The organism is Aquimarina sp. I32.4, assembly GCF_002924285.1.
In the GTDB taxonomy this organism is placed as follows: domain Bacteria; phylum Bacteroidota; class Bacteroidia; order Flavobacteriales; family Flavobacteriaceae; genus Aquimarina.
Genome location: NZ_PGUB01000084.1, coordinates 1 through 21213, shown reverse-complemented (window position 1 = coordinate 21213; position 21213 = coordinate 1). Strand labels below are relative to the sequence as shown.

The following is a 21213-nucleotide window of genomic DNA, read 5'->3' as shown; positions in this document are numbered from 1 at the left end:
AAGTCTTTGAAATCTTCAGGAATCATCAAAAATAAAATTTAGGCTAAGATAAAACATATACAAATCATAACTAAGCCATTATGAATTATAAATATCAAACGACAATCTGTCTATGCCAGCATAGTAACTGGGTTTTCTAGATATTGTTTTAATGTTTGTAAAAATTGTGCTCCAGTAGCTCCATCTACCGTTCTGTGATCACAAGCTAGTGTTAATTTCATCGTATTACCAACTACAATCTGACTGTTTTTTACCACAGGTTTTTCTACAATTGCTCCTACCGATAATATTGCTGAGTTAGGTTGATTGATAATAGAAGTAAATTCCTGAATTCCAAACATACCTAAATTTGATACAGTAAATGTACTACCACTCATTTCTTGAGGAGTCAATTTCTTATTACGAGCTTTACCTGCTAGATCTTTTACTTTTGCTCCTATTTGAGTAAGAGACATATGATCCGCAAAAGGCAAAACAGGAACCACTAATCCATCTGGCACTGCTACAGCAACCCCAACATTGATATGCTTAGCATAACGAGTTGTTGCATCTGTCCACTGTGTATTAACTTGTGGGTGCTTACGAAGAGCCATTGCACATGCTTTGACTATCATATCATTAAAAGATACTTTTGTATCTGGTAATTCATTAATGTTTTTACGAGAAGCCATTGCATTTTGCATATCAACTTCTATTGTAAGATAATAATGTGGTGCTGTAAATTTTGAAGCTGAAAGACTTTTAGCAATTGCTTTACGCATTTGCGAATTTTTCACTTCTTCAAAACTTTCCTCTCCTGCAGGAGTAAAAGTCTGTACAGCAGTAGCCACTTCTTCTTTTACAGACTGTGTTGCAGTATTAACTGTTTCTGATGGAGTATATGATTCTACATCTTTCTTTACTACACGTCCGTTTTCACCAGTTCCTTTGATTTCAGAAAGATCAATCCCTTTATCTGCAGCTATTTTCTTTGCCAATGGCGAAGCAAATATTCTACCTCCTGAGCTTTCTGATCCTATAGAGCTTGTAACTATAGTTTCTGTTTTCTTTTCTTCTTTTACAGGTGTTGCTTCTTGTGCTACTGTTGCAATCGTTCCTTCTTTAAGACCAGACACATCTGTACCTACAGGTCCTATAATTGCTAATAAAGCATCTACTTTTGCTGTTTGTCCTTCTTCTATTCCTATATGTAGTAAGGTTCCATTATAGAAAGATTCAAACTCCATAGTCGCTTTGTCTGTTTCTATCTCTGCAAGAATATCTCCTTCTTCAACAGTATCACCAATCTTTTTTAACCAAGTAGCTACTGTACCTTCTTCCATAGTATCACTAAGACGAGGCATTGTAATAATCTCTACTCCTTCAGGAATAGCAGTCACCCCACTAGAAGCGGGAGCGGATTCTCGCTCTTTTTCTTCTACTACAACAGGTGGCGATACCGTATTCCCATTCAATAAATCAGAGATATCTTCATTCTCTTCTCCTATAATTGCCAATAACTGATCTACTGGTGCTGTCTCTCCTTCTTCAATCCCAATATGAAGTAATGTTCCTTCATAAAAAGACTCAAATTCCATTGTTGCTTTATCAGTTTCTATTTCTGCAAGAATATCTCCCTCGCTTACTTTATCTCCTTTTTTTACAAGCCACTTCGCAACAACTCCTTCTTCCATAGTGTCGCTCAATCGAGGCATATTAATTACTGTTGCCATAACTTATAGTGGTTTGTGTGGTAAAAATGGGTAGTTATCTTGTTCGTATACCACATCGTACATTACATTTTTATCTGGGAATGGTGATTCTTCTGCAAATTTTTGACACTCTGCTACTCTTTCCTTTACTCTTTTGTCAATTATTGCAATTTCGTCATCTGTAGCATGGTTATTCTCCTTTATAATATCTAAGACTTGAGTTATTGGATCTATCTTTTGATATTCTGCTACTTCTTCTTTGGTACGATATTTTTGAGCATCACTCATAGAATGACCTCTATATCTATATGTTTTTAGCTCTAAGAATGTTGGTCCTCCTCCAGTTCTTGCTCTTGTAATAGCCTCATCCATAGCTTCTGCAACTTTTATTGGATTCATAGCATCTACAGGACCAGAAGGCATTTCATATCCTTGCCCTAATTTCCAGATATCTGTATGGTTTGCTGTTCTTTCTACAGAAGTCCCCATAGCATATCCATTATTTTCTACACAAAACACTACAGGTAATTTCCATAACATTGCTAGATTAAATGTCTCATGTAATGACCCTTGACGGGCAGCACCATCTCCAAAAAACGTAAGTGTTACCGCATCTCTTTTATGATATTTATCAGCAAAAGCCAATCCTGCACCTAAAGGAATTTGCCCTCCTACAATCCCATGTCCTCCATAAAACCTATGCTCCTTAGAAAAGATATGCATAGATCCTCCTAGTCCTTGTGATGTACCAGTAGCTTTCCCATAAAGTTCTGCCATTACTCGTTTTGGATCTACCCCCATACCAATTGGCTGTACATGATTACGATACGCTGTAATCATTTTATCTTTAGTAAGGTCCATTGCATGTAATGCCCCTGCTAAAATAGCTTCTTGGCCATTATACAAGTGTAAAAAACCTCTTACTTTTTGCTGAATGTAAACTTGAGCTAATTTGTCTTCAAATTTTCTCCAGAAAAGCATTTCTTCGTACCAATGCAGGTAAACGTCTTTGGTGATCTTTTTCATTTATAAATATACTGATATATGTCTAACTATGTCTCATAAAGCCAGCATCAAAACTAGCTATCATTTATTATTCTCTACAATCATTCATTTTAGAAAATAAAAAACAAAAATAAGATATTCGAAATTAAGGAAAAAGGAGTTTGCTCATAAAATCAACGAAAACGTTATAAATATGAATTATCAAAGATTAACGGCAATAAATTAGCCAAAGAAAAAGACTTTACCACCTTGCCAGTTTCTCCCATAAAATAAATAGCAATTGGATGATCTTGCTTAAGCTCATATTCTGCTATTGCTTGTCTACATGCTCCACAAGGTGGTGTTGGTGTTATCAATTGGTACTTTAGTGATTTAGCACAAAGCGCCATACTAACAATGGGAATCTCAGGAAAATTAGCTCCTGCATAATATATCGCTGTACGTTCTGCACATAATCCAGATGGATAACATGCATTCTCTTGATTATTTCCCAAAACCACTTTACCATTTTCTAGCAAAAGAGCTGCACCCACCAAAAATTCTGAGTAAGGTGCATACGCTTTATCTCTGATCTCAATAGACTTTTGCATCAGTTCCTGAACATCATTAGGCAGCTCATCAAACGAATCGTACACTTGCAATACAGACTTTATCTCTATTTCTTTCATATGCGTATCTCAGTTGTTTTATTTTAACCGACAAATCATTTTTTTTTCAAAACTACTTGCCACCAATTCTCTTTAATTCTTCAATTATTTTTCTAAGAAAAAGACAAACAATGTACTACAAATAAAAAAAAGTATCAAACCTAAAACGGAATGATACTTTTTAAAGTATTTAAATTTTATTATACCTAGTCGTAATATTCGTCTCCAAAATTAAATGAAAGACCAAAACGAAGTGTTGAATCAAGTGGACTTTTCACTGGAGAAGTTGAAAATAAATATGATATATCTAAATTCACAATATTATATCTAAACCCAGCCCCTAAAGACAAGAACTTACGCGCTCCTTTTTCTTCTGATTCATTAAAATACCCAGCTCTAAAAGCAAAGACATCACGATACATATATTCTGCTCCTAATGACCAAGTAACCTCTTTTAGCTCTTCACTAAATCCATCTGGCGCATCACCAAATGATGAAAATATAGATCCAAATTCACTTTTATTATTGTATTCTGTATTAGCAATTTTTTGATCTTCCGCGTCTACATCACCATCACCATCTCTATCTATCGTATCATCTAATGGTGTTGGAACCAACAGCTTACTAAACTCTATTGAAGGAGTAATCCTGTTGTCTTCATTAAAAATAAAATCAAAAGCTGCACCTACTCTAAAATTAGTTGGAATAAAATTTTCTTGACCTGCATCATCATACTTTATTTTTGGTCCAATATTAGAAATAGTAGCACCTGCTCTCCATCTACCATTAAAAGAATTATAAGCAATCTCATCACCACGATAGAAACCAGCTATATCTACACCAACACTTCCTGCAGCACTTGCATCATTATTCGGCCCTTGTAATCTAAGATCAGATCGTAAATATCGTCCTGCTACCGCCATAGAAAATCGCTCACTTAATCTCAATGCGTACGAAACATCAAGCGTTAATTCATTTGGTTTCTGCACATTTGGCTCGTCATTTGGTCCTTGCCTAAATTCTATATCTCCTAAGCTAAAATATCTAAAACTAGCTGCTACTGCGCTATATTCATTAAGACGATTGTAGTAGTTTACATTTCCTAGAAATATATCGTTCACCAAACTACTTAAATACGGTGTATAATTAACTCCAACCCCTTGTTTTTTCTTTACAAAGGCATATTTTGCAGGATTCCATTGTTGCGAAAATGCGTCTGCTGAAGTTGCTACCCCTTGATCTGCAAGACCAGCTGCTCTCGCATCGGCTGCAATTAATAAAAAAGGAGTTGCTGTTGTAATAGGCCTAACTTGTTCTTGAGCCTGTCCTTTGGAAGTTAAAAAGGTAACACACACCAGCCCAATGGTTAATAATTTTTTCATATCCTTTAAAATTGAGTTTGACAAATATATAGTTATTTAGTTAGTAAGAATAATGAGTTCTTATTTTTTTTAAGTTGCTTGTTTATAACGTTGATTTTAAAAATATCTTATATCTAATCTAATTTTTTAATCATATAGACACCTATAGCACACGTCCAAACAAACAATTTGAATTTCGCATTTTTTATTCAAACCCTATCAATATAAATATTAATAACACCTATACATATTTTTAACATAATATTCACATGTCATGTTTTTTATCAAAAATTAAGATTAAGCAACATTTCTTATAATCATAAAATTGAAGTTTTTCTTGCTTTCTAAATAATAAACTCCTTAATATTGCGTTAAACCAAAGTCGTTATAAATTCGCAAAAAACTGTGAATTAATAATATTTTGAAAAAATTAGGGGAATTTTAACGTTTATTATTTATATTGCAAGCCCTAATTTCTACTTAACGAACTTAAGATTATGAAAAACGCGTTTATTTTTAAGTCGCTAATGGCGCTTTCCGTTAGTGTTCTACTGTTTGGTTGCTCTAAAACCGACTATGGGAGTAGTTCTAGAGCCACTGGTTGGAAATACAATTCCAAAGATGGTGGATTTCAGGTGCAAACCAACTACAAAGAACAAGAAACTGGTCCTGGACTTGTTTTTATCGAAGGAGGTACCTTTACCATGGGTCGTGTACAAGATGATGTAATGCATGACTGGAACAATACTCCTACTCAACAGCATGTTCAATCCTTTTATATGGATGAAACGGAAGTGACCAATGTAATGTATCTAGAATACCTAGATTGGTTAAAAGGTGTATACCCTCCCACAGAACCTAAATACAGAAACATTTATTACGGAGCTCTTCCTGATACTTTGGTTTGGAGAAACCGACTTGGTTTTAACGAGATGATGACCAATAACTACTTACGTCACCCAGCATATGCTAACTACCCAGTTGTAGGTGTAAATTGGATTCAGGCGGTAGAGTTTAGTAACTGGAGAACAAATCGCGTTAACGAAAGAATTCTTGAAGAAGAAGATGTTATAAAGCAAAACGCTCCTTTTGAAGACGTTTCTGCAGAAAGCACTTTTGATACAGACACATATTTAAATGCACCTTCTCAAACTTATGGAGGTAATGATGAAGCCATCAGAGGTGGTAGAGCTTCAGAAAGATACGCAAAAACCAATGATTCTACAGGATTATACATCCAACGAAAAGATGGATTACTTTTACCTAAATACAGACTACCAACCGAAGCTGAGTGGGAATACGCTGCTTTAGGTCTTGTAGAGATCAGAAGCTATAATATTTATAGAGGTAGAAAAAAATATCCTTGGAATGGAAAATACACCAGATCAGGGCAAAGAAGAACACGAGGAGACCAATTAGCAAACTTTAAACAAGGTGATGGTGATTATGGTGGAATCGCTGGATGGAGTGATGATGGAGCCGATATTACTGCTCCTGTAAAATCATACAATCCTAATGATTATGGATTATATGACATGGCAGGAAATGTTGCAGAATGGGTTGCTGATGTATACAGACCAATTGTAGATGATGAGTACAATGATTTCAACTACTACAGAGGTAATGTATATACAAAAAACGCTATTAATCCTGACGGAACTGTAAAGATCGTAATGACCGATTCTATAGTATATGATACACTTAGTAATGGTAAAATAATTGCTCGTGTATTACCTGGTGGAATTTTACAAGTTCCTATCGATGAGAACGAAACATACATGAGAACCAACTTTACCGATAGTGACAATAGAAACTATAGAGATGGTGACAAAAGCTCTTCTAGATATTACGAAGGGTATCAAGAAGAAAATACTCCTAACAGAAGAATGTACAATGCTCCCATCCATCATGTAGGCCCAGACGCAGAAGATAGCACCAAAATGGATCGACGATATGATGAGTCTAGCAAAAGAACTACAATCGTAGATGACAAGGTACGTGTATACAAAGGTGGTTCTTGGAAAGACAGAGCATACTGGCTAGACCCTGCACAAAGAAGATTTATGCCTCAAGACATGGCAACCGACTATATCGGTTTCAGAAACGCAATGTCTCGTGTAGGAACCAAAGCAAGAAAGAAAAAGACACCAAGACACCAGAAGCCTAAAAGATAAAAAATAAATCAAAGTTCGTTTATAAATACCAAAGCCCTGTACAATTTTGTCAGGGCTTTTTTAACATCATCTAATTAATGACTATCAATCAAATACATCAATTGTTTATATCCAGTCATGGCGTATGCACTGATACTAGAAAAATTAAACAGAATAGTCTATTTTTTGCTTTAAAAGGAGAAAATTTCAACGGCAATACTTATGCACAAAAAGCTCTAGAACTTGGAGCATCATATGCTATCATAGATGAAGCAACTTACAAAACCTCAGAAAAACATATTCTTGTAAATGACACCCTCAAAACACTACAAGACCTCGCTTCTTTTCACCGTGATCACCTTAATACTCCCATCATAGCATTAACTGGTAGTAATGGCAAAACAACTACAAAAGAACTCATCAACAGTGTTCTCTCTTCAAGCTTTCAAACAACAGCTACCCTTGGCAATTTAAACAATCATATTGGCGTTCCCCTCACCTTGCTATCTATGACAAAAGAAACACAAATTGGGATTGTAGAAATGGGAGCCAATCACCTAGAAGAAATAAAATTATTATGTGAAATTGCAAAACCCGATTATGGGTATATTACAAACATAGGAAAAGCACACCTAGAAGGTTTTGGAAGCATAGAAGGGGTTCTAAAAGGAAAAACAGAGCTTTATGATTACTTAAAAAAACACAACAAACTCGTTTTTCTAAATCGTGATGACAAAAAACTCACCGATGCTGCCTCTGGAATGAATATTTACAGCTTTGCTACCTCTTCTAGCGAGAGTGATATTAACATCTCTATCACAAACAGCACACCTAATGTAGCCGTCTATTACAACGACACAACAATTTCTAGTCACCTAATTGGAGAATATAATTTTACCAATATTGCAGCAGCTATTGCTATTGGAAATTATTTTAAAATTAGCACATCCATTATCAAAAAAGCGATTGCATCTTATATCCCCACCAATAATCGCTCACAAATCATAAAAGAGGGAAAGCACACAATTATCCTTGATGCTTATAACGCAAATCCAACAAGTATGGAAGCCGCCATAGCCAATTTTACCAAACTACCCGACAAAAATAAAATTGTTTTTTTAGGAGACATGTTCGAGTTAGGTAAAGAATCTCTACTAGAGCATCAAAAAATAGTAGATCAAATAAGCAATGTAGAGATCGACAAAATATACCTAATCGGAAATATTTTCTATGAAACGACAAATACTGATAGCCGCATTAAGAAATATACTTCTTATGAAGATTTAAAAAATAACTGGAACCTAAATAGTAAAAAAAACACTATCCTTATCAAAGGCTCCCGAGGAATGAAACTTGAAAGAATATTAGACTTTCTTTAATCAATATTCGTATTGCCCCGAACATACTCTTTTAAATTATCTACAGAAGCCTTTACAGACTTTCTAATCGCTTTTTGGACAAACAGAAACAGCATTACTTTACTCAACAAAGATCTTGTTTCTGGGTACACTTCTATTGTCAATAAACATTTTTTATCAGATATCGACTTTATAATAAAAAACTGACATAAACCTTCTAAAGGAACATCAGTTGTTCGTTCTCCATATACAATTTCACCAGGATTTCCCTTTTTAGTAATTGTAGTAAAATTTAATCGTTTACCATCAATAACACACACATGCTCTGTACCAGATCGTGTAACTTCGTCAGGATTATACTCTATTTTATCAACGCCTTTCACCCAATAATGACGATAACTGTAATTAGTTATATACTCCAGTAATTGTATTGCCTCTACATCAAACTCTTTAGTCAAAACTACAGATGGGGGATGATCCAACACTACCACTTCCGGAACCACATATGAATTAAGTTTTAACTTTGAATTATCTATAGTAGAAAACAAATAACCAATCTCTTTACCATCATACACACCTCCTCCTTTTACAAAATCATACAGCTTACTCCTATAGTTTTCTCGAAGCCCAACAATTGCAGACACCTTATCACTTATCAAAACATAATTATCACTTGCTATTGAATTTTTAAGCAATCTATGAGCTTCTATAACTGATTCTCCAAAAGGCTTATGCTTATTCTGCACTGTAATAAATTGTAATTCGCCACAATGAACTACTATTTTCAATTGTAAATTTGGCGCTGTTGCACATGCATTACAAGGACAAATACGATTTTTCTCTAAAAGTTTGAGGTGGCTATAAAATGCAGTAAACATGGTTTCAACCTGTGCTAACAACTTTTCTTGAGAAGGAATCTCATTTTCTTTATAAAAAAACAACGCATCCCCTTCTATTTCAGCCAATTTCAAACCCTGAGTATTAGCCTCAATGAGCACCTCTAATAATTCAGAAATCACATGTTGACTATGAGCAATCTCTGTATTCTGAACAAAATGCGTAAACCCTGAGATATCAGGTATAAAAAGCAACGAATTTATCATACAACCCTACTCTTATTATTAGACAGCCACAATTACAATTATCTTTTCTATTCTAAATAGTCGTTATATTCTTTAAAAATAACACTACAACAAATAAGAATCATGTTTCTCTCTACTCTACCTGAAGCTTTAATACTCATCAACATTAATCATATTATACCGCATACCCAACATTGTTTCTTGATCATCAAAAGCTAAATAACACCTATAACCATCATCGATATCAACCTCTTTTGTAAAAAAATCTACCCCTTCTATATTTGTTTGATTATTGTCTATCTCAAAAGATTTTAAAGGAATTGACAGCCCCATTCCATGCGCTTTTATAACTGCTTCTTTTTGTGTCCAATACTCAAAAAATGAATTCCTACTATCCTGAGAAGAGACTATTCTTTGCCATTCGAATGTTGTCATCTGTGATTTAAAATCACAAATATCTACATCTCTAATCACCTCTATATCCACCCCCACCTCACAGTCTTCTGTCACAACACAAACAACCATATTTCCCGAATGAGAAATATTAAACTTCACCCCTCCTTCTTCTATATATGGTTTCCCATACGCTGTATATTGTATTTTTTCTTGATTGATTTCTTTATTTATATTCCTACACCCTTTATCCAAGAGCACCCTACCCAACAATGACAACTGCGCATCCTGCCACCTTCTATATCTTAAAATCTTTTTATAAAATTGAACTGGAAAATCAAGCGCTATATTTTGTAATAAGTACTCATGATTTTCTTTATGTATATATGAATAAAGTATTTGAGTCATTCTTTTATTTGAATTAAAAAGGAAAATACACACATACCTCCTAAAAACACATAAAAACTACGTAATTACAAAAAAGTGAGTTCTGCATCAAAACCACTTCTCCCCATATTGATATTAAACAAACTAGAATATTTGCACAAACATAGGTTTTGTGCTTGATCCTAGAAAATTACAAATTAAGAATAGTATAAAAGCAAAAAATCCACACAAAATTGTATGGATTTTTTATTTCTGTGGGCGCGAAGGGATTCGAACCCCTGACCCCTTGGGTGTAAACCAAGTGCTCTGAACCAACTGAGCTACGCGCCCTAAAACAATATTATTATTAAAATGATTTTATCAACTTATCATCCTAAACACAATTTACAACATCTGTAAATCGTAGTGGGCGCTAAGGGATTCGAACCCCTGACCCCTTGGGTGTAAACCAAGTGCTCTGAACCAACTGAGCTAAGCGCCCTAAAAGCACAATCCATATTGTGATTGCGGATGCAAATATAACATAGTTTTTTTGTCTACCAAAAGTTTTTTTGCAAAAATCAGAGTATTTCTGCAACTACAAATGTACTCCCCCCTACATACACAACATCATTACTTGTAGCTTGCTGTAATGCAGATTCATACGCATCTGTAACCGAGTCATATTTTTTCCCTACTAAATTAAACTCTACTGCTTTTTTCTTCAGTTTTTCTGCATCTAGCCCCCTCAAAATATCTGGTTTTGCAAAATAGTATTGTGCATGCATTGGAAATAAAGGCAAAATCGTATCCAAATCTTTATCATCAACAACCCCTAAAACAATATGAAGACGATCGTATTTCTCATCAGACAGTTGCTTCATAACAAACAATAACCCACCTTCATTATGAGCAGTATCACAAATTACTTTTGGTTCTTCTTGTAATATATACCATCTACCTAATAAATGAGTGTTTTTTCTCACTTGTAGTAAACCTTCTTTTATAGACTGATCAGATATTTCCCAGCCTACAGATTTCATCACCTCTACTGTCTGCAAAACTGTCTTTATATTTTCCTTCTGATAATACCCTTTCAGATCAGAAGTATATGCTTCTCCTTCAAAACCCTCTGCAATGTATAACCTACTATGAAGCTTTCTTGATGTCTTTACAAAAACTTCTTCTGCTTCTTTTATAGTTTTACCTATAACAACAGGTATATTCTTTTTGATAATCCCAGCTTTTTCTTTTGCTATTTTTGGTATAGTATCTCCCAAAAAACGAGTGTGATCTAACCCAATATTAGTAATAACAGATATTTCTGGAGTAATAATATTAGTAGAATCCAATCTACCACCTAGTCCAACCTCTATGATTGCTATATCTACTTCTGATGTAGCAAAATATTGAAATGCCATTCCTACTGTCATTTCAAAAAATGACAACTGATTGGTTTCAAAATAACGCTGATGACTTGCTATAAAATCTACTACATATGCTTCGGACACCTTCTCTCCATTCACCCGAATACGTTCTCTAAAATCCTTGAGATGCGGAGAAGTATACAGCCCAACTTTATACCCTGCTTCCTGCATTACAGAAGCCAGCATATGGCTCACAGAACCCTTACCATTTGTCCCTCCTACATGAATACTCTTAAACGCGTTCTCTGGGTTTTTGAGATATGCGGCTAGCTGAATAGTATTTTGAAGATCTATTTTATACGCACTAGCTCCCTGACGTTGATACATCGGTAATTGGGCAAACATCCAATTCAGGGTCTCCCTATAATTCATACACTATAATTATTCTGAAATTTGAAACTGATAAATAATGGTTCCTACTTGCTTTACAGGAGCTTTAGAATCACTATTAAATTTGGTAGCCATAGCCGCTTTTTTTGCAGGTTCCATTAAGCAAGAAGCACTATTGGTTGTTCCTTTGACACCAGGTGTTGCTTTTACTACTTTACCACTTTGGTTTACCTCTATCCGCACCACAACAATTCCTGATTCATTACAATCAGGTAAAAGCTTTTTTTTATTAAGTGCTTTTCTTCCTCCTAGTCTATAATTACCATCACCATCCAGTCCTTTTCCTGTCCCATAATACGCTTTGGCGTTAGGATCTCCATCACGGCTTCCTTTATCACCAGGAGAATTATCATCCCCTTCTCCACCTTTAGCTTTTCCATCATTTTTCGGTCCGTTGGAAAAACTATTTAATACATCCAATGTAGATTTATCTGGCTTTGGGTCCGGCTTTTTCTCCTCTTTTTTTTCCGTAAGTTTATTCTCTACTTTACTTTTTGAAGTTTCCTTGCGATTATCCTTAGATACCTCTTTTGTCTTCTCCACCTTTTTTTTAGGTTGCTTTTTTAGTTTTTTCTCAATTATAGGTGCATCTTCTATATCTTGAGTTATAACCTTATCTTTAATCTCAGGAGACTCTTCTTGTGGTTCTGGGGTAGAAGAAGACACCTCTGGGCTTGTCTGTCTTGGAGATGACTTAATTGGTTTATCAGGTTGAGTTTTTCCTGACCCAGTCATTGTAGTTCCAAAATTTACAGCAATACCACTTTCTTCTTCTACATCTATATAATTTAAACTCAGATAAAACAGCAAGAAAATAATACCTAAATGTACTAGTACTGTAAGTACAAATGATTTTCTTTTATGTTTTGTATCTAGCTTTATCATTTTCACTCTGGCCTAACAGCCAATATTACTTTAAATTTATTTCGATTTGCAATATCCATTACTCCAACCGCCTTCTCTATAGGAACTCCTTCTTCTGCTCTGAGAATAATCGTAGGTTCTTTTTTTCCTTCTAGTCTAGATACTAATGTTGATTCTAAACTACTTTGACTTATACGCTCCTCGTCTATATAGTATTGCAATTTATTAGTAATACTTACAGATATATTCTGCACATTAGAACTTTTTCCTTTTGCCTTAGGCAATATCAAATCCAGAGCTTCTGGAGTAATCGCAGGAGATGTTAGTAAAAAAAACACTAATAACAGAAATACAATATCTGTCATAGATGACATACTAAATTCTGGGCTTACTTTGTTTCTTCCTCTCAAATTCATATTATGCAGGTTCGTTTAACAAATCTAAGAAATCAACCGTGTTAGCTTCCATACTATGAATCACCTTATCTGTTCTTACTACCAAATGGTTATAACCTATATAGGCTATAATACCAACTACCAATCCTCCAACAGTTGTTGTCATAGCGGTATAAATACCTTCTGCCAAAACTCCCATATCAGCAGTTCCTGAACTCGATGCCAGATTATGGAATGCTATAATCATACCAATTACTGTTCCTAAGAAACCAATCATAGGAGCAGCCCCTGCTACGGTAGCTAAAATACTTACATTTTTCTCTAGCTTATACACCTCAAGTCTACCTGCATTTTCTATTGCTTTGTTTATATCTTCTAAAGAATGACCTATTCTAGAAATTCCTTTTTCTGTTAATCTAGCAATAGGATTATTTGTTTGAGCACAAAGTATCTTTGCTGCTTCTATTTTACCGTTTACTACACTATCTCTAATCTTATCCATAAAGCCTTCGTCATATTTTGAAGCAGCTTTAATAGCAAATATTCTTTCAAAATAAATGTATACTGCAACAAACAGCAATACAAAAAGGATTCCTATAATAACTATCGCTCCTGTTCCTCCACTAAGTAAAAGATCCATGATCGATAATGAAGTCTCTTCTACTGGTGTCTCAATTTCTGGGGTATTCTGGGCCAAAGCGCCAAGCATTGATAAATATGTCATTTTGATTTCGTTAATTTAGTAGTTTAGTAGTTTAGTATACTAACGTTAATTCTGTAGGTTAAGTATGTCTTATTTTATAGTATATATATTATCCCTAATAAACCAATACCTCCAAGAACTATTGTATAAGGAAAAGCCATTTTCACCATTTTGGTATAAGACAATCCAATCAATGGTGCCAAAGAGGAAGTTAACAAGAATAAAAACGCTGCCTGACCATTTGGTGTTGCAACACTTGGTAAATTTGTACCTGTATTAATTGCAATAGCAAGTTTCTCAAACTGCTCTCTTGATATCACTCCATTATCAAACGCTTGCTTAACTTCTCCTATATAAACAGTTGCCACAAAGACATTATCACTGATCATTGACAAGACTCCATTTGCCACATAAAACATTGACGGTTGTTGACTTGCGTCTAAGGTTAATGCCCAATCAATAATTGGCTTAAAGAGATGTTGATCATGGATCATTGCTACAATAACAAAGAAAACGACGATCAATCCTGTAAAAGGTAGAGCTTCTTCAAAAGCTTTTCCTAGTTGGTGCTCTTCAGTAATTCCCATAAAAGCAGTTTGCACTATAATTAACGCTAAACCTATTAATCCAACTGGCGCTAAATGCAATGCCAGACCTGCAATCAAAAGTAATGCAGATACTGCCTGAACTATTAATCCATATTTGGATTTTTCTGACCGATTTGCATCCTCTTCTTCTGTATAATTTTCTATAATTTTTCTAGCTACCTCTGGTAATTTCTCTCCAAAACCAAATGATTTTGTGCTTTCTAAAATTACTGTTGTAATCATTCCTGCCCCAAAAACTGGCAATGAAATTGGTGCCATTTTCAGAAAGAATTGTATAAAATCCCATCCCATTCGCTCACCTATCAATAAGTTTTGAGGTTCTCCTACCAAGGTACACACACCTCCTAGTGCTGTACCCACAACTCCATGCATCACTAAGCTTCGCAAGAAGCTTCTGAATTGCTCTAGAGTCTCTCCACTCAATTCTTTTTTATCCAGCACACCACTCTCATTATAATCTCCTGATCCTGAATGAATCTTATGATACACACCATAAAACCCTACTGCAACACTTATCAATACAGCAGTTACAGTCAATGCATCTAAAAATGCAGAAAGTACTGCCGCTAGAAATACAAATAACAGCGACAATACCACTTTAGATTTTATTTTTGTGAAAACTTTACTAAAGATATACATCAGTAAAGGTTTCATAAAATATATTCCTGCCACCATAAAAACCAATAGTAAAACCACTTCTAGGTTCTGATCAACTTCATGGTATGCATTTTTTGATGTAGTAAGATTTAATGCTAATATTTGGATGGCTAATAATCCTCCCGATTGCAACGGGTAACATTTAAGAGCCATTGCCAGCGTAAATATAAATTCTGCTATAAACAACCAGGACGTTATTGTTGGTCCTAAAAAGAAATAAGAAAATACATTAAAAATTAAAAATCCTACCATTACGGCTTTAAACCATTTTGGACTGCTCCCTAAAAAATACTTGAACATAGTTTTACTTGGTTAATACAATTAATATTTAGACTAGCTGTTTGAGGGCTATCTCAAATGCTGTCTTACTTATATTGGTTTTTGTTTGTTTATTATTATAAAGATCCTGAATTGCTTTCTTTATCGTTTCTGAGGTATCTTTAAAAATAGCTTCATCTGTCATTTGCACTTTTCTTTCCATAAAATATGCAAAGACTCTTGCCATTCCACAATTAGAAATAAAGTCAGGTATCAAACTTACTTTCTCATCGGTATATTCCATAATAGGCCCAAAGAATATTTCACTATCTGCAAAAGGAACATTCGCTCCACATGAGATAACTTCTAATCCAGAGTCAATCATTTTTGTTATCTGGTCTTTGGTAATCAATCTAGATGCCGCACAAGGTGCAAAAATCTCTGTTGGTAACGACCATACTCTTTCATTCATTTCTTCAAAAGGAATAAGTTGCTCTTTATATAACTTATTCCCTTTTTTATTTAGATACAATTCCTTAATCTCTTCAAAAGAAAAACCTTCTTCTTTGATCAATCCACCAGCATGATCAATAATTCCCACAACTTTTGCTCCCATCTCTGAAAGATAATAAGCTGCTGCCGAGCCTACATTACCAAAACCTTGCACTACAGCTCTCTTTCCTTTTACTTCGCCGCCATAGATAGTGTAATAGTGTCTTACTGCTTCTGCAACTCCATATCCTGTAATCATGTCTGCTACAGTATATTTTTTATCTACATCGGGAGAGAACATAGTATTTTCCAGCACCTTGATTACTCCTTGGCGCAACTGTCCTATTCTATTAATCTTATCTGCTTCTGTAGGTTGAAAATGACCATTAAAAACTCCTTCTTGAGGGTGCCATACACCACATTCTTCGGTAATAGGGATCACCTCATGTATCTCATCTACATTAAGGTCTCCACCAGTTCCATAATAGCTTTTTAATAACGGAGAGACTGCTTTATACCATCGTTTAAGCACTCCTTTTTTGCGTGGATCATCAGGATCAAAATTAATACCTGACTTTGCTCCTCCTATTGAGGGACCAGATACTGTAAACTTAACCTCCATAGTTTTTGCCAAAGAAAGAACCTCATTCATATCCAATCCTTTACGCATTCTTGTACCTCCTCCAGCTGCTCCTCCTCTAAGAGAATTTATAACAGTCCATCCTTCGGCTTCGGTTTCAGAATCCTTCCAATTAAAAACTATTTCAGGTGTTTTATTTTCGTATTTACTTAATAACTCTTTCATTTTTAAAATTTCAATTTATTGAATAACCAATTGTATTTTCAAAAACATATTTCAAAAAACAACATATTTACTATCGTACTTTTAAATTAAAAATAATCCTCCATACGGAGGTTAGAGTTGAGTCATATTTCTTGATATTACAATAAATCGAATTACAATCAAATGTGATTTCACAAATATAAAAAACTAAATACGGTAAAACCTGAAATAAAAATAAAAATATAGTAAATTAAGGGAGATCTTTTTTATAGGAGAAAAACAACTTAGATGGTTTATCAAAGAATGCACAAAAATTCCCCGACATATATGACCAAAAGTGATTTTCTCAAAAAATCAAAAAAACAGTAAAACTATTATATTATAGCTTATATTTGTAGAATTACTAAAAAAAGGGGGGGTATCCCATTTTTTTTTCATTAAAAAGTACGAATTTCGTGTTATGCACGCATAGTAAATTATAAAGAAATATGGACTTCAAATTATCAGAAGAGCAGTTAATGATCCGAGACGCAGCTCGTGATTTTGCCAAATCAGAATTATTACCCGGTGTAATCGAACGCGACAACAAGCAAGAATTTCCCACTGAACAAGTAAAAAGAATGGGAGAACTTGGCTTTCTTGGTATGATGGCTTCTCCTGAATATGGTGGAGGTGGAATGGATACAATTTCTTACGTTCTTGCAATGGAAGAATTATCTAAAATAGATGCCTCTTGCTCTGTTATTGTCTCTGTAAATAATTCTCTGGTATGCTGGGGACTTGACACATATGCAAATGCTGAGCAAAAAGAAAAATACCTAACCAAGCTTACTACAGGAGAATCAATAGGAGCTTTCTGCCTATCGGAACCTGAAGCAGGTAGTGATGCCACTTCTCAAAAAACAACTGCTATAGATAAAGGAGATCATTATATCCTTAATGGTACAAAAAACTGGATCACCAACGGTAACTCTGCAGATTATTATTTGGTTATTGCCCAAACAGATAGAGAAAAAAAACATAAAGGTATCAATGCTTTTATAGTTGAAAAGGGATGGGAAGGGTTTGAAATTGGCCCAAAAGAAGATAAACTTGGAATAAGAGGTAGTGACACTCACTCTCTTATATTTAATGATGTAAGAGTTCCTAAAGAAAATCGAATTGGAGAAGATGGTTTTGGATTCAAATTCGCTATGAAAACACTAGCTGGTGGCCGAATTGGTATTGCAGCACAAGCTTTAGGAATTGCTTCTGGAGCTTATGAACTGGCAAAAGAATATTCTAAAGTACGTAAAGCTTTTGGAACAGAAATAATGAATCATCAAGCTATCGCTTTTAAACTTGCTGACATGCACACCAAAATTGAGGCTGCAAGAATGCTTGTATACAAAGCGGCAAAAGATAAAGACAATCATGAGAATTATGATCTTTCTGGTGCAATGGCAAAATTATATGCTTCTGAGGTAGCAATGGATGTTGCTGTTGAAGCTGTGCAGGTTCATGGAGGTAATGGTTTTGTTAAAGAGTACCATGTAGAACGCTTAATGAGAGATGCTAAAATAACTCAGATATATGAGGGAACTTCTGAAATACAGAGAATCGTAATTTCAAGAAGTATTCTTAGAGATTAATTAGTTAAAAACCCTCAATTTTAAAAGCCCAGTTTGTGTCTTACAAACTGGGCTTTTTTATTTTAGATATTCTATCTATATTTTCTCCAAAACGTAAATTCACCCCTATCTGAACTGAATTTTAAATTAAACAAAATACATCAAGAATTGCACCTCTATATACTATAATTACATACATGGCTTCTTATTCATCAGCTACATCAATTATCGATTGACAAGGGGGTTGTGAAACACAACCAGCACTATTAGTTTTCCCAAAATCATCTCCTCCCTTAATCCGAAATTTCATTGAATCATCTAATTTTGCAATTTTAATTTTTTGAAGCTTGATTTTATTTTTTCCTTTCATTATATTTTAATTTGATTCTTTTAGATTTTAAAAATAAGAAGTTAATCTTTATTGAGATCGTTTAATCTTACATTAAAACTTAAATTTTATAAATATTTACCTATTTCCTTAAAGATAAAAGGATCACGACTAACTAGCCCGTAACTCTTTTTACATATTCTACTGGATTACACCCTTTATTCTTAAAAAAAGCTTTTGCAAAAGATTGTATATTATTAAAACCGACCTCCTTTGCAATTGACTTGATAGAATATTGTCTAAACTTTTCATTAGTTTCTATTTGACTTACACAATATTCTATTCTTAAATCATTAATATAATTTGCAAAATTCTTTTGCTTTTCCATATTGATCACTTTAGATAAATAGGTAGAATTTGTTTTTATTTTTTTTGAAACCTTAATTAGAGTAAGGTCGTTTTTTAAATATCCTTGATTACATTCAAAATCATTCAACTTATCAAGTATTTCCTTTATTAATTTAGCAGAAAGATCCTTATTCGATTTCACAACCTTTACCTTCTTATCTTCTATAGCTTTAACCTTCTCTAGTTCTTTATTTAATTGAATTTTATATTTATTTTTCCTTTTCTTAGAAAAATAAATATAAAAAGAACTCACTGATATGATCAAAAAAACACTAAAAGATATTGATGTATAAGTCAAAAACTTATTGTCATTTCTAATTTCACTTATCAATTGATCTTTATCTTTGATCAATTGTGGGATATCATACTTTTTTACAATGGAGTTATTTAATCGATTATATTTTATATTAGAAATGCTTTCATACCGTAGCATTTTTTCCATTATTTCTAACTGATTATGTTGATCTTTATTCTTTTTATAATAATCCAGTAATAATGTAAACGTCTCCCCTATTTCTAATCTGTAGTTTGATTCAGTAGTTATTTCATCTACTTTTTTTAAATAGTATAGTGCTTTCCCTTCTTCTTTTAGATGTAAATAGATTTTCCCTAAATACAAATACCCCTTTCTTACATTTATATCATTCACATCTTCTTTGGATAAAACCAATGCTTTTCTCAAACTATCAATAGCGGATTGATACTCCTCTCTGTGGTAGCTATTGATTCCATAAATAAATAAAAAATTCGGGTAATAAAACTTATACTTATTAGACAGACTAGCTTTAATACCTTTTTTTAGATAAAAATATGCAGAATCATAGCGTTTAATTCCATTATAACTATCCGATAATTTATACAACGTGGCTATATAAATCTGACTATGCTTTATAACACTACCTTGTTTTTCTAAAGAATTATAATTATCTCTATATACTTGCAAAGCTTCTTTCTCTTTTCCTAAAGTAGTTTTCAACAATGCTATATTATGCTTTAAACCAATCAATTGTTGTGCATTATTATTCCTTTCTGCATATTGTTTAGCAATCAAATATGCTTTTAATGCTTCATCATACTGTTCTATTGCGCTTAATATATTTCCTTTCATCATATATCCTGTAGAAGGATAATGATTATTTTTCAACTCTTTAGTTACCCCTATAATAGAGTCTACATATTGTAATGATATATGAGAATCTTTTTTATAGATAGAAAGAAACATTTGATATCCATCGGCTATCTTTTCTTTATCCATTATTTTTTTGGCCTTAAAAAGATATGCACTAGCTATTTTATTTCTAAGAACTGAACCTTTATTTTCACTCTTCCAAAACAATAGTTTCAGTTCTACTAATAATTTTTGTTGTAACGAATCTGAAGAAATAGAATCTACCTCTTTCTGCTTTTGCATAGAATACAAAGTAGGCACAAAACACCTTAATACAACAAACAAGTAAATAACTTTCATATGCATTCTAATAAGAGATAAGAATCAATCTTAAACCTAATTTCAAACAAACATACAAAGAATATTAAACTTCAAAAAGGTAATTATTCTAGTAAAAAAAGAATTTAAATATAAAAAAAGGATAAAGTGAAATTTATAACTTCTCATCAAAATACCTTAAAAAATGCAAGCTCTATTTACATATTAGTTTCTTAAGTTCAATAAAAAAGAAAAGCTATATTCTATAATACGACTTAACTAGTTATCTTTGTTTTAAAACAAGTGCAAATGGTACCAGAATCTTTCACAGAATTTTTCAAAAGCCTAGATGAATTGGGTCGTGAGACCGTAATTAGGGAGCTATTATCTATGGTCGATCCTTCAGAGCCTGACTTGTATACTGTTCATTCCGAGGTGCAACAAATCCAGTCACTACATTGCCCTAATTGTCAAGACATCGATATCCGTGCAAATGGCAAGGCTAATGGTGTGCAACGTTATTTTTGTAAATCGTGCAAGAAGTATTTTAGGGAAACTACAGGTAAAGTTACTTTTGGTTTAAAAAAGGGGAACTTGCTTAGTGTTTATTTGTACCATATGCTATTAGGCAATTCGATAAAGAAATGTGCTGAACAGACAGGTATCTGTCTCCAAACTTCATTTGACTGGCGGCATAAGATATTAAGTGCCTTTGAAGGGGCTGTTCCTAATGGTTTTGAAGGTATTGTAGAGAGTGATGATATTTTCTTTCTTGAATCTGGCAAAGGAAACAGGGAATTACCTAGA

The 21213-nt window shown here is 33.8% G+C and carries 17 protein-coding genes, 2 tRNA genes and 1 pseudogene; 4 read left to right on the top strand and 16 right to left on the bottom strand.

Annotation, left to right across the window (positions count from 1 at the left end; all coding sequences use genetic code 11):
- Nucleotides 1-110: 110 nt before the first annotated feature.
- The 4 genes from CVD18_RS16610 to porV all read right to left on the bottom strand — a co-directional run bounded on the left by CVD18_RS16610 (nt 111) and on the right by porV (nt 4725).
- Nucleotides 111-1712 carry a pyruvate dehydrogenase complex dihydrolipoamide acetyltransferase gene (locus CVD18_RS16610; RefSeq protein ID WP_103866551.1) on the bottom strand — a complete coding sequence of 534 codons (1602 nt, stop codon included), beginning with the start codon at nt 1710-1712 and terminating at the stop codon, nt 111-113.
- A 3-nt stretch (nt 1713-1715) separates the two neighbouring features.
- Complete coding sequence (pdhA, locus tag CVD18_RS16605) at nt 1716-2717, bottom strand: pyruvate dehydrogenase (acetyl-transferring) E1 component subunit alpha (RefSeq protein WP_103866550.1); 1002 nt, start codon at nt 2715-2717, stop codon at nt 1716-1718.
- A gap of 164 nt (nt 2718-2881) precedes the next feature.
- Nucleotides 2882-3364, bottom strand: coding sequence for a cytidine deaminase (locus tag CVD18_RS16600; protein WP_103866549.1), 483 nt, complete (start codon nt 3362-3364; stop codon nt 2882-2884).
- Between the two features lie 185 nt (nt 3365-3549).
- Nucleotides 3550-4725: a type IX secretion system outer membrane channel protein PorV gene (gene porV / locus CVD18_RS16595; RefSeq protein ID WP_103866548.1), complete on the bottom strand. Its 1176-nt coding sequence runs from the start codon at nt 4723-4725 to the stop codon at nt 3550-3552.
- A 476-nt stretch (nt 4726-5201) separates the two neighbouring features.
- Here porV and gldJ point away from each other — a divergent pair, with 476 nt between their 5' ends.
- Together gldJ and murF are read left to right on the top strand one after the other, a co-directional pair.
- Nucleotides 5202-6878 carry a gliding motility lipoprotein GldJ gene (gene gldJ / locus CVD18_RS16590; protein ID WP_103866547.1) on the top strand — a complete coding sequence of 559 codons (1677 nt, stop codon included), beginning with the start codon at nt 5202-5204 and terminating at the stop codon, nt 6876-6878.
- Nucleotides 6879-6955: 77 nt separating this feature from the next.
- On the top strand, nt 6956-8236 hold the full coding sequence (gene murF / locus CVD18_RS16585; RefSeq protein WP_103866546.1) for a UDP-N-acetylmuramoyl-tripeptide--D-alanyl-D-alanine ligase: 1281 nt from the start codon (nt 6956-6958) through the stop codon (nt 8234-8236).
- Here murF and CVD18_RS16580 read toward each other — a convergent pair.
- The 10 genes from CVD18_RS16580 to CVD18_RS16535 all read right to left on the bottom strand — a co-directional run bounded on the left by CVD18_RS16580 (nt 8233) and on the right by CVD18_RS16535 (nt 16655).
- Entirely contained in the window at nt 8233-9318 is a 1086-nt protein-coding gene (locus CVD18_RS16580; RefSeq protein WP_103866545.1) for a DUF2652 domain-containing protein, read from the bottom strand. The genes murF and CVD18_RS16580 overlap by 4 nt on opposite strands.
- A 129-nt stretch (nt 9319-9447) precedes the next feature.
- Nucleotides 9448-10098 (bottom strand): 4'-phosphopantetheinyl transferase superfamily protein, encoded by a 651-nt coding sequence (locus CVD18_RS16575; protein ID WP_103866544.1) that lies wholly within the window; start codon nt 10096-10098, stop codon nt 9448-9450.
- Nucleotides 10099-10332: 234 nt separating this feature from the next.
- Nucleotides 10333-10407: transfer RNA gene (locus tag CVD18_RS16570), tRNA-Val, on the bottom strand.
- A gap of 76 nt (nt 10408-10483) precedes the next feature.
- Nucleotides 10484-10558: transfer RNA gene (locus CVD18_RS16565), tRNA-Val, on the bottom strand.
- Between the two features lie 79 nt (nt 10559-10637).
- Nucleotides 10638-11855: a folylpolyglutamate synthase/dihydrofolate synthase family protein gene (locus CVD18_RS16560; RefSeq protein ID WP_103866543.1), complete on the bottom strand. Its 1218-nt coding sequence runs from the start codon at nt 11853-11855 to the stop codon at nt 10638-10640.
- A gap of 9 nt (nt 11856-11864) precedes the next feature.
- Nucleotides 11865-12758 (bottom strand): energy transducer TonB, encoded by an 894-nt coding sequence (locus CVD18_RS16555; RefSeq protein WP_103866542.1) that lies wholly within the window; start codon nt 12756-12758, stop codon nt 11865-11867.
- 2 nt (nt 12759-12760) lie between these two features.
- Nucleotides 12761-13153: a biopolymer transporter ExbD gene (locus CVD18_RS16550; protein WP_103866541.1), complete on the bottom strand. Its 393-nt coding sequence runs from the start codon at nt 13151-13153 to the stop codon at nt 12761-12763.
- Between the two features lies 1 nt (nt 13154).
- Entirely contained in the window at nt 13155-13841 is a 687-nt protein-coding gene (locus CVD18_RS16545) for a MotA/TolQ/ExbB proton channel family protein (protein WP_103866540.1), read from the bottom strand.
- Between the two features lie 89 nt (nt 13842-13930).
- Entirely contained in the window at nt 13931-15400 is a 1470-nt protein-coding gene (gene nhaB / locus CVD18_RS16540; RefSeq protein ID WP_103866539.1) for a sodium/proton antiporter NhaB, read from the bottom strand.
- 28 nt (nt 15401-15428) lie between these two features.
- Nucleotides 15429-16655 carry a Glu/Leu/Phe/Val dehydrogenase dimerization domain-containing protein gene (locus tag CVD18_RS16535; protein WP_103866538.1) on the bottom strand — a complete coding sequence of 409 codons (1227 nt, stop codon included), beginning with the start codon at nt 16653-16655 and terminating at the stop codon, nt 15429-15431.
- Between the two features lie 467 nt (nt 16656-17122).
- Here CVD18_RS16535 and CVD18_RS16530 point away from each other — a divergent pair, with 467 nt between their 5' ends.
- Nucleotides 17123-18265 (top strand): acyl-CoA dehydrogenase, encoded by a 1143-nt coding sequence (locus tag CVD18_RS16530; RefSeq protein WP_103866537.1) that lies wholly within the window; start codon nt 17123-17125, stop codon nt 18263-18265.
- Nucleotides 18266-18449: 184 nt separating this feature from the next.
- On the opposite strand, the gene CVD18_RS22665 is transcribed toward CVD18_RS16530, so the two are convergent.
- Nucleotides 18450-18614 (bottom strand): hypothetical protein, encoded by a 165-nt coding sequence (locus tag CVD18_RS22665; RefSeq protein ID WP_158250479.1) that lies wholly within the window; start codon nt 18612-18614, stop codon nt 18450-18452.
- 133 nt (nt 18615-18747) lie between these two features.
- Complete coding sequence (locus tag CVD18_RS16525) at nt 18748-20391, bottom strand: AraC family transcriptional regulator (RefSeq protein ID WP_158250478.1); 1644 nt, start codon at nt 20389-20391, stop codon at nt 18748-18750.
- Between the two features lie 324 nt (nt 20392-20715).
- Here CVD18_RS16525 and CVD18_RS16520 point away from each other — a divergent pair.
- Nucleotides 20716-21213 (top strand): annotated as a pseudogene (locus tag CVD18_RS16520) (hypothetical protein); the annotation flags it as partial.

What these genes read in the sequence shown, in the direction of transcription:
- CVD18_RS22665 (WP_158250479.1), bottom strand. Translation starts at nt 18,614, where the DNA reads ATGAAAGGAAAAAATAAAATCAAGCTTCAAAAAATTAAAATTGCAAAA.
- CVD18_RS16560 (WP_103866543.1), bottom strand. Translation starts at nt 11,855, where the DNA reads ATGAATTATAGGGAGACCCTGAATTGGATGTTTGCCCAATTACCGATG.
- CVD18_RS16535 (WP_103866538.1), bottom strand. Translation starts at nt 16,655, where the DNA reads ATGAAAGAGTTATTAAGTAAATACGAAAATAAAACACCTGAAATAGTT.
- CVD18_RS16610 (WP_103866551.1), bottom strand. Translation starts at nt 1,712, where the DNA reads ATGGCAACAGTAATTAATATGCCTCGATTGAGCGACACTATGGAAGAA.
- pdhA (WP_103866550.1), bottom strand. Translation starts at nt 2,717, where the DNA reads ATGAAAAAGATCACCAAAGACGTTTACCTGCATTGGTACGAAGAAATG.
- porV (WP_103866548.1), bottom strand. Translation starts at nt 4,725, where the DNA reads ATGAAAAAATTATTAACCATTGGGCTGGTGTGTGTTACCTTTTTAACT.
- CVD18_RS16545 (WP_103866540.1), bottom strand. Translation starts at nt 13,841, where the DNA reads ATGCTTGGCGCTTTGGCCCAGAATACCCCAGAAATTGAGACACCAGTA.
- CVD18_RS16575 (WP_103866544.1), bottom strand. Translation starts at nt 10,098, where the DNA reads ATGACTCAAATACTTTATTCATATATACATAAAGAAAATCATGAGTAC.
- CVD18_RS16580 (WP_103866545.1), bottom strand. Translation starts at nt 9,318, where the DNA reads ATGATAAATTCGTTGCTTTTTATACCTGATATCTCAGGGTTTACGCAT.
- CVD18_RS16550 (WP_103866541.1), bottom strand. Translation starts at nt 13,153, where the DNA reads ATGAATTTGAGAGGAAGAAACAAAGTAAGCCCAGAATTTAGTATGTCA.
- CVD18_RS16555 (WP_103866542.1), bottom strand. Translation starts at nt 12,758, where the DNA reads ATGATAAAGCTAGATACAAAACATAAAAGAAAATCATTTGTACTTACA.
- CVD18_RS16530 (WP_103866537.1), top strand. Translation starts at nt 17,123, where the DNA reads ATGGACTTCAAATTATCAGAAGAGCAGTTAATGATCCGAGACGCAGCT.
- murF (WP_103866546.1), top strand. Translation starts at nt 6,956, where the DNA reads ATGACTATCAATCAAATACATCAATTGTTTATATCCAGTCATGGCGTA.
- CVD18_RS16600 (WP_103866549.1), bottom strand. Translation starts at nt 3,364, where the DNA reads ATGAAAGAAATAGAGATAAAGTCTGTATTGCAAGTGTACGATTCGTTT.
- CVD18_RS16525 (WP_158250478.1), bottom strand. Translation starts at nt 20,391, where the DNA reads ATGCAAAAGCAGAAAGAGGTAGATTCTATTTCTTCAGATTCGTTACAA.
- gldJ (WP_103866547.1), top strand. Translation starts at nt 5,202, where the DNA reads ATGAAAAACGCGTTTATTTTTAAGTCGCTAATGGCGCTTTCCGTTAGT.
- nhaB (WP_103866539.1), bottom strand. Translation starts at nt 15,400, where the DNA reads ATGTTCAAGTATTTTTTAGGGAGCAGTCCAAAATGGTTTAAAGCCGTA.